Below are 699 nucleotides of genomic sequence, written 5' to 3' on the forward strand. Positions count from 1 at the left end.
GGTAATTCAGCTCGCTCACAAATGGCTGAAGCCCTACTCAATTACCATCACGGTAATCGATTCGAAGCGTTTAGTGCTGGCACAAACCCTGAAACAGTTCACCCGCTAACCTTGGCAGCTCTTAAAACTCACGGTATCGAAAACATTCATCAATCAAAGCATATTGACGAACTCGCCGGGCAACATTTTGATTACGTAGTTACCCTTTGTGACAGGGCGACTCAAGAATGTAAATCACTCGGTGCAAAAGAGAAGAAATTAGAATGGAGCTTCAGTGACCCTAAGGTATCTAAGGGTGATGACCTAAGCGACATCGAACGTTTTCATATGAGCTTAACTGAAATAAATCGTCGAATTAATAGCTTTGCTGCAATCGAAAGTAATCAAGCAATACTTGATGCTCAACATTCAAACGAGCTATCGCCATTACAATTATTCAAGAGTCTGAGCGATGAGCTGAGGCTTAAATGCCTAATGCTGATTCAATATGAAGGTGAGCTATGCGTCTGTGAACTGATGGCAGCATTGGAGTATGAGCAACCTAAAGTTTCCCGGCACCTGGCACTACTCAAAAAAGCAGGCATTCTGACAGACCGGCGCATGGGGCAATGGGTATTTTATAGGATAAACCCTAGTCTACCATCTTGGGCTAAGTCAGTTTTAGCACAAACATGCGACGCCAATATTTCAGAATTCAGT

1 protein-coding gene is annotated in these 699 nt (G+C 43.2%); it reads left to right on the top strand.

Annotation, left to right across the window (positions count from 1 at the left end; all coding sequences use genetic code 11):
- Window positions 1–699: metalloregulator ArsR/SmtB family transcription factor (locus A3729_RS01850; protein WP_068633038.1), on the top strand; the 699-nt coding region annotated here is incomplete at both ends.

The sequence above is a fragment of the Oleiphilus sp. HI0043 genome, from assembly GCF_001634935.1.